Here is a 7,637-nt window from a genome sequence, read left to right on the forward strand (position 1 = left end):
AACCACCAAGATACGCCGCTTTACGAGGCTAAAACTCTGCTGGCGCAAACACACGAAAAAACTATGCGGCTTGCGACAAATTTTAGCGACGAGGAGCTTTTTGCGCGCGGATATTTTAACTTCACGGGCAACCTAAACCTCGCCGCCTACATTACCGGCAGCACCTCATCACACTACGACTGGGCGATAAAAAAGATAAGAAAGCACAAAAGAAGTCTAAAAACTAGCTTGTGATCTGCCGCTTTACTAGTCAAATTTAGGCAGGCAAATTCGCCAAATTCGGTCGCCCATCGCTTTAAATGCGTCTTAACATTAAGCTAAATTTAGCTAGATTTAGACTTTTAAATTTCAGGAGAACGAATGAAAATAAAATCTTCTCTCATAGCTACCGTTTTGGCGCTAACAGGATGCGGCGATAACAACATCGATATCGTCAAAAACTACACGCTACCGATAAAAAATCAATGACGATAGGCGCCGCCGTTGACGGCTACGAGGGCTGCCAAAAGGTAAAATGGGAAGACGTTAGCGGAAACGATCTAAAACTGGTCAAGGCAACTTGCGAGGTTAGTAGCGACGTGCTCAAGGCGGAATTTGACAAACAAAACGCTCGCTACGAAGAGGCCGTGCAAAAAGCCAAAGACGACGCGCAAAAAAGCCTAGAAAGGACGCTAGAGCGGATAATGAATAACTACAACGAACTAAAAACCGAAGGCAACAGCGACGCAAACAAAGAGGAGATGCTGGCGCTGGCGAATAAATTTTGCAAATACGACGAAGAAAAAGCAAAGAAAAGTAGCTTCAGCGCGCCCGTAAACTGCGATAACGATGCGATCGCGGACGAGCTCGTAAACAAATACAAACTAAACGGCAAGGCCTTCTTATTTAGCACCTTCGTAAGCCAGTTTCAATGGGCTGCACTCGACTCGCAACGCCCGCCAAAGCCGATATTTTTCGGAGATATGCCAAAACAGATAAACTCGCGCTCGTATGAGCTCAAATTTATCATCAACACCGATAAAACCGTCGATATCGACCGCAAAGCCGTGATGATAGAGGACGGCGAACGCAAGGAGATCGGCAGCGGCATACTCGGTAAATTTTACGACAGATAAGGTTTCGTTTATAGCTTGCTAGGGCAAATGATTTGCTCTTGCAAGCTTAAATTTGCTTTTATTTTCGGCCGATCCATACAAAGCGCGAAAGTAAATTTAGATCGCTACGGACAAATTTCAGCCTTTAAATCCACGCTATTTTTTCAAATCTCGTTTTATCAAATTTAACGGTTCTTGATTTTATCTTTTAAATTTAAGTGCAAATTTGCCCAAAAAGATCAAATTTATGCCGATTTTACGAAGCTAAATTTGCGACGATAACACAAAATAAAAAGAAGTAGCGGACGCGTCAAATTTGCGTCCGCGTGGCTAAAAGCTAGTTTAGAAGGTTAAATTTATATCCGAGCTGCAGCCAAAGCTCGTTGTTATCGGTCTTTCTAACGGCTCCTCTGGTATCAAAGTTCTTTCTCTCAAGAGCCGTATACGTGACGCTTGCGCTTAGCCCCTTGACCCACGGCATATCGTAGTTAGCCTGAGCCGCCCAGCCCTTGACGTTCATATGCGTGTTAGCCGCGGTCGGACCGGCATTACGGTGAGGGGCGTCTTGTTTGCCTTTTACTAGATGCAGTTTTGCTTTTAGGCCTTCGGCACCCACTTCTTTAAAGTCGTACTCAAACAAAAGTTTATGCGTATTCATGCCCGCATATCCTGTAAACACGAAAGGTCCGCGGATAGGAAGCAGCGTGTATGAGCCAGGGCCGTTACCTAGACCAAACGCCAAAGCGTCGTTGTCTCCGACGGTCGTATAGGCATAAGAGGCGCTAAAGCCCACAAAATCATAAATGCCCGCTCTTAGACCGATCATATTTCCGTCGTAGTTTAGATCTTCTAAGCCTCTTGTAGTGCGAGAACCCTTATACATCGCGTCAAATCCGAGTTTAAAGTCGCCGACGGGTACTTTGTAGTTAGCCTCGGCTAGGTAAAAGTTGATGTCGCCCTGCAAAGCGCCGCGCCTAAGATCGGTCACTCTAGCGTATGCGCCGGTTAGTTTTAGATTCGGTATGCCTTGGTTGATGACCGCGCCGGTAAAGATGTTATCAAACTCGTGAGCCACGGGTCCCATGCCGCCGACGACGACTCTATCTTTAAAGTGCGGAGCGCGCCCCTCTTTGCCGCCGGTTACGACGGCGCTTCTGCCTTGAAATTTATAATACCAGCCGCCGATCAAGGTGGTGTTTGGGATGTCTTTATTTACAATCGTTAGACCCTCAAACGCCTCTTTAAACGCGCGAGTCGGGTTGCCCGCTACTAGCGGAGTGTTTACGTATTGACGGCCGAATTTTATATCGGTCTGCCCTATACCGTAGCCCAGATACGCTTCAGACATTACCGCGCCCTGAGTTCTCCACTCTTTATCGTACAAGGTGCCGCTTTTTCTCATGCTGTTAAACGGCAAGAAGTTGCCCTGCCCCGTAACGCCGAGCCTAAAGCCGTAAAACGGATCGGTCACGTATCCAAGCTCAAGCTGTATAGACGTCAGCTGCTCGTCGTGTATCGGCGCGCGCTCGTCTTTTTGATCCACATATGTAGCCTGGATCTTGCCTGCTAGTTTTCCTTTAGTAAACGCCTCCCCAAAGGTATCGGCTGCGTTTGCGGCGCCTAAAAAGCCAAGCGCCAAAACGGCGGCCAAACTTAGTTTTGCTAGTTTCATAAAAACTCCTTGGTTAAATTTAGCAAATTTACGTTCCGCAAATTTAATGCAGAACATTAATTTTTATATTTAAGGATTATAGCACAGAAAATAATAAAATTCGTGTTAGATTTGTGATATTTACTAAAAATATCGCCAAATTTAGGCAAATTTACACGACCGAACGCTCTTTAAGCAATGTATAAAGCTTAATAGTAGAGATAAAAAAAGTCACGATCGCAGGCCCCAAGATAAGCCCCCAAAAGCCAAACGTCGAAATACCTGCTATCATCGAGAAAAACAGCAGTAGTTCGTTGATCTTGGTTGGGATTTTTACAAGCTTGTCGTTGATAAATTTAATCACGATCGGCTTTAAAAACGTATCTGCGACGATAGATATCACGACGATGGTATAGACGGCGATGACGATAGCGGCCGCGGTGTTGCCGTTAGCAAACTCGTAAAGGCTAATGGGCCCCCAAGCAAGCAAGCCGCCAACGACTGGCACAAGCGAGGTAAAGGCAAAGAGTATGCCCATCAAAAAGCCGTTGTAGCCGTATGAAATCGTGATGATAGCAAAAAGGCAGCCCTGCAAAATCGCGTTTAAAACGATAGAATAAAGTACGACGCTCATGACGTTAGCCACTTCGCTGAGGATAAACTCGCTCTCGCTCTCCTTCATCGGAAGCGCGCTTTTTAGGTAGCCCACAAGCTCGCTACCGTAAAGCACCGCAAAAAAGAAAAACACGAGGATAAAAATCATGTCGAAAAGAAAGTTCACGCTTGATTTGCCGATACCGCCAAGACTAGAAAGCACGTTGGTGGAAATAGCTTTAACATCGATATCGGCGATAATCTCTTTGATTTTGGGCTCTAGAAATTTGATCGGTTCGGGCAGCTGAAAATTCCCGCTTTGAAAATAATTTAGCGTGTTTGTTATGTAGCCGGTGTTAAAGCTTGCCGCATGTTTAGCTAGCTCGATCACGGCGTACAAAAGCGGCGCGATAAACAGCGAAAACAGCGCTAGCGTCGTAAGAGCCGCCGAGAGCGTCCTTTTGCCCTTGGTTAGCTGTAAAAATTTGACGTTTACGTTTGAGGTGGCGACGGCTAGCAAGGCGGCGATAAAGATATTTAGCAAAAACGGCTTAAAAAGGTACACGACTAGCGCCAGCGCGCAAAGAGCGAAGATGCCAAAAAACACTCGATTATTCATTTTTTTCCTTTTGAGGGGCTTATTATATCAGATTTTGCGGGGTTTTGCGGACGGGCGGCGCTTGGGCACGGTAGTCTTATGGCGGCTGATAAATTTGACGAGAAATTTGAGCGTGTTAAATTCCTGTGTACTTTTAAATCGAACATATAACGAATGCGGTCAAATTTGACGGCTGACTAACCAGATGGCAGCAAATTTAAAAGCTCAAATTTTGCTTGGATAAAATTTAGCAAAAGGCGACCGACTTAAAAAAGCCGAATCCACCTCACTCCTCAAACAATCCCTTTTGCGTATCCCCATCAAATTTGAGCTTAAACACCTCGTAGGCTTTGGCGCTAGCCAGCCTGCCTTTGGCGGTGCGCTCTATGTAGCCGTTAGCGAGCAGATAGGGCTCGATCACATCCTCGACCGTGCCCTCGTCCTCGCTTAGAGCCGCCGCGATCGTGCTTAGACCCATCGGACGGCGTTTGGCGGCGAGCAGGATTTCTAGGTACTTGATATCCATCTCGTCAAAGCCGATGTCGTTTACGCCAAGCGCGTCCAGAGCCTCTTTGGCGCGGGGTTGCGAGATGACGGCTTCGTCGTTTACCTCAGCAAAATCTCGTATGCGCTTTAGTAGCCGCAGCGCGATCCTAGGCGTGGCGCGCGAGCGAGCGGCGACCTCGAGAGCTGCGGCTTTTTCGCACTCTTTGCCGAGCTTTACCGAGGCGATCTGCACGATACGAGCCAGCTCCTCTCTGGTATAAAACTGCAACCTAAAATCCATGCCAAATCTATCTCGCAGGGGTGCCGAAATCATGCCCGCGCGCGTCGTAGCGCCGATGAGCGTAAATTTAGGCAGGTCGATCTTGATGGTTTGCGCCGCAGGTCCCGAGCCTATAATGATATCCAGGCGAAAGTCCTCCATCGCAGGATACAGCACCTCCTCGATCGCGGGGCTGAGGCGATGTATCTCGTCGATAAATAGCACGTCGCCCTCTTGCAAATTTGTCAGCACCGCCGCTAGATCGCCGCTTTTTTCTATCATGGGTGCGGCCGTCATCTTGATACTCACACCCATTTCGTTTGCGATGATGTGCGCCAGCGTCGTCTTGCCAAGGCCCGGCGGCCCATAGAAAAGCACGTGATCTAGGCACTCGCCGCGCTTTTTAGCGGCCTTTATAAATATGCCTAAATTTTGCTTTATCTTTTCCTGTCCGATGTAGTCCTCAAAGCGCGTTGGGCGTAGCGACACCTCAAAATCGTTCTCGAAGCTTATTTTTTCTATTTCGACTATTCTATCCATTTTTTCGGCTCTATTTTTCGTAAATTTGCCGCATTTTACAAAATTTTGGGTAAGTTTTGGCTTTGGGCTCGCTTGAAACCAGGCTTCGATTTAGGCGCTAAATTTGACGCCGTAAATGATTTTAAAATCGTATGAAAGTAAAATTTGTTTTCAAATAAAAGATAAAATTTATCCGCCTCGCCGAAGCTGATAAATCTCAAAAATCAGATTAAATTTGACGGGAAAATCACCGAGTGTCGTCAAAAATCAGCCCGAGCCTAAAACTCCACTATCCTAGCCTTTAAAAGCTTGCAATCACTATCGTTGCCAAATTTACAACCCTCCGCGATAGACTCGAATTTTTCGTAAATTTCGATATTTTTCTCGTAGTTTTCAAAGCCCAGAGCCCTGCAGCCGTCGTCGTTGCCGAGCTTGCAAGCGCGCGAATATCCGTCGTACGCGTCATAAACCGCGAACTCCACGCCCTGTGCGTGCTCGTAAACGTAGCCCAGAGCATAGCAGCCAAGCGCATTTTTCATGTAGCACGAGGTGTCAAACGCCTTGTACGCGCTTGCTAGATTGCGCTCTGCGCCCAGCCCCTCATGCATCATTCTGCCGTAGTTATAGCAGCCCGCGCCGTCAAATTTCCTGCACGCTTTGGCGTATAAATTTACAGATTTTTTGAGATCGTTTTGCGATTCGTAGATGAGGCCCAGGTTGTTGCAAGCCGCCTCAGAGCCCAGCTCGCAGCCTTTTTCGTAGAGGCGAAATATTTTATTTTCATCTTTAGGGCCGAAAATTTCCTTGACGTTTAAAAGCGCTAGGTCAAAGCAGCCCGTGCCGTTTCCCAGCTCGCACGATTTTACAAAGAAAAGCTCGGCTTTTTCGCTGCTTTTCTGGGCTCCTAGCCCGCTAAAATGCATGCTACCCAGTGCCGCGCAGCTCATCGCGTCGCCCTCCTCGCAAAGCGGCGATAAGATCTTAAAAGCCGCGTCATAATCGGCATTTTCGATAGCCTGTCTCGCGGCCTCCTCGCGCTTAGAAAATCGCCTCTCGTTCTGCGTTTGCTCGCTTTGCTCGCCAAGACTATCGATGCCTAGCCCAAAATTCGGATTTGAAGCCGTTAGCGCACTAAAAAACGTCGCTAAAATCAATAAAATTTTCAAAACACGCTCCTTGTTTTTAACTAGCCTTGTTTTGATAGCCAAATTTTACCCGTCAAATTTGACGAGGGGCGGGTAAATGCAAGCGTTCAAATTTAACTCAAACTCTGTTCGTCAAATTTAACGCCTAAGGCTCAAATTTGCCGCCGTTTGCCGGGTGATCAAATTTGCCCCGTCGACTAGATTTGCCCAAAACAAGCTAAATTTTATACTCGAACTCCTCGCTCGGAAAGGTCTTTTCTCTAACTTCGCGAGCGTAGGCTTCTACCGCCGTTCGCACCAAATTTGCGCCGTCAAGGTATCGTTTTACGAATTTTGGCTTAAATTCGTCGAAAAACCCGAGCATATCGCTCCACACGAGTACCTGTCCGTCTACGTCGGCACCCGCGCCGATACCGATGATAGGCATCTGCACGCTCTTTGCGACCTTTGCCGCAACCGGGCTTAACGTACCCTCGACCACGGCCGAGAACGCTCCAGCACGCTCAAGCGCCTTCGCCTCGTCGATCAAGCGCGCTTCGTCAGCCTCGCTGCGTCCCTTTATCTTGTAGCCGCCCTCTTTTCGCACAAACTGAGGCATGAGTCCGATGTGGGCCATCACGTTTATGCCCTCGCCCACTAGCCTTTTTACGATAGGAGCGGCTTTTAAACCGCCTTCAAATTTGACTGCATCCGCGCCCGCTTTGATAAATTTAGTCGCGTTTTTTAGCGCGGATTTTTCGTCCTGATAGCTACCAAATGGCATATCAGCAACGACAAAAGCATGCTTTGCGCCCTGCAAAACAGCCTTAATGTGATAAAGCGCATCGTCCATTTTTAAGCTAAGGGTGTCTTTTTTGCCGTTAAAGCTCATATTTAGACTGTCGCCGACCAAAATAATATCGACGTAATCATCAAAAAGCCGCGCAAAAAGAGCGTCGTAAGCCGTGATCATAATGATGGGCTCAACACCCTTTTTGTTAATTATATCATAAATTGTAACTTTTTTATCATTTTTTAACATAAATTCCTCCTTAAATTTAGGTATTTTATTTTTAATTTTATCAAAAAAATGTTACAATCACGATAATAGTTTTAAGGAAAATAAATGGGAATACTAAGAAGCCTCGAGATAGACTACTCTTACGATATCGTGGAGGAGTTTTTGTCGCATTACTCCTTGATGTGCGATCTGATGGAACCGCTCATCATAGGGCTCACCAGGCCGGATAGGTATAGCGGCTATATCGGCGAGCTTTTTAGAATTTTTCAT

Annotated in this window: 7 protein-coding genes and 1 pseudogene; 3 read left to right on the forward strand and 5 right to left on the reverse strand. The window is 46.8% G+C overall.

Annotation, left to right across the window (positions count from 1 at the left end; translation table 11 throughout):
- A partial coding sequence (locus Q0546_RS10470) for a ClbS/DfsB family four-helix bundle protein (RefSeq protein WP_298792826.1) occupies positions 1 to 234 on the forward strand: 234 nt, incomplete at its 5' end.
- A 230-nt stretch (positions 235 to 464) separates the two neighbouring features.
- On the forward strand, positions 465 to 1,115 hold the full coding sequence (locus tag Q0546_RS10475; RefSeq protein WP_298792828.1) for a hypothetical protein: 651 nt from the start codon (positions 465 to 467) through the stop codon (positions 1,113 to 1,115).
- A 316-nt stretch (positions 1,116 to 1,431) separates the two neighbouring features.
- Here the strand turns inward: Q0546_RS10475 and Q0546_RS10480 are convergent, their stop codons facing one another.
- The 5 genes from Q0546_RS10480 to panB all read right to left on the reverse strand — a co-directional run bounded on the left by Q0546_RS10480 (position 1,432) and on the right by panB (position 7,388).
- Positions 1,432 to 2,766: an OprD family outer membrane porin gene (locus tag Q0546_RS10480; protein ID WP_298792830.1), complete on the reverse strand. Its 1,335-nt coding sequence runs from the start codon at positions 2,764 to 2,766 to the stop codon at positions 1,432 to 1,434.
- A 151-nt stretch (positions 2,767 to 2,917) separates the two neighbouring features.
- Positions 2,918 to 3,958, reverse strand: a complete 1,041-nt coding sequence (locus tag Q0546_RS10485) for an AI-2E family transporter (RefSeq protein ID WP_298792832.1) — start codon at positions 3,956 to 3,958, stop codon at positions 2,918 to 2,920.
- A 265-nt stretch (positions 3,959 to 4,223) separates the two neighbouring features.
- On the reverse strand, positions 4,224 to 5,243 hold the full coding sequence (ruvB, locus tag Q0546_RS10490) for a Holliday junction branch migration DNA helicase RuvB (protein ID WP_298792834.1): 1,020 nt from the start codon (positions 5,241 to 5,243) through the stop codon (positions 4,224 to 4,226).
- Between the two features lie 257 nt (positions 5,244 to 5,500).
- Positions 5,501 to 6,388, reverse strand: a complete 888-nt coding sequence (locus Q0546_RS10495) for a tetratricopeptide repeat protein (RefSeq protein ID WP_298792836.1) — start codon at positions 6,386 to 6,388, stop codon at positions 5,501 to 5,503.
- A gap of 196 nt (positions 6,389 to 6,584) precedes the next feature.
- Positions 6,585 to 7,388, reverse strand: a complete 804-nt coding sequence (gene panB, locus Q0546_RS10500; protein WP_298792838.1) for a 3-methyl-2-oxobutanoate hydroxymethyltransferase — start codon at positions 7,386 to 7,388, stop codon at positions 6,585 to 6,587.
- A gap of 84 nt (positions 7,389 to 7,472) precedes the next feature.
- Here panB and Q0546_RS12015 point away from each other — a divergent pair.
- Positions 7,473 to 7,637: pseudogene (locus tag Q0546_RS12015) on the forward strand (phosphorelay protein); the annotation flags it as partial.

Origin of the sequence: uncultured Campylobacter sp., assembly GCF_937997465.1 — a bacterium.
GTDB lineage: Bacteria > Campylobacterota > Campylobacteria > Campylobacterales > Campylobacteraceae > Campylobacter_A.

Excerpts from the sequence above, each read along its gene's own strand:
- Q0546_RS10475 (WP_298792828.1), top strand. The coding sequence starts at position 465 with ATGACGATAGGCGCCGCCGTTGACGGCTACGAGGGCTGCCAAAAGGTA.
- Q0546_RS10480 (WP_298792830.1), bottom strand. The coding sequence starts at position 2,766 with ATGAAACTAGCAAAACTAAGTTTGGCCGCCGTTTTGGCGCTTGGCTTT.
- Q0546_RS10485 (WP_298792832.1), bottom strand. The coding sequence starts at position 3,958 with ATGAATAATCGAGTGTTTTTTGGCATCTTCGCTCTTTGCGCGCTGGCG.
- ruvB (WP_298792834.1), bottom strand. The coding sequence starts at position 5,243 with ATGGATAGAATAGTCGAAATAGAAAAAATAAGCTTCGAGAACGATTTT.
- panB (WP_298792838.1), bottom strand. The coding sequence starts at position 7,388 with ATGTTAAAAAATGATAAAAAAGTTACAATTTATGATATAATTAACAAA.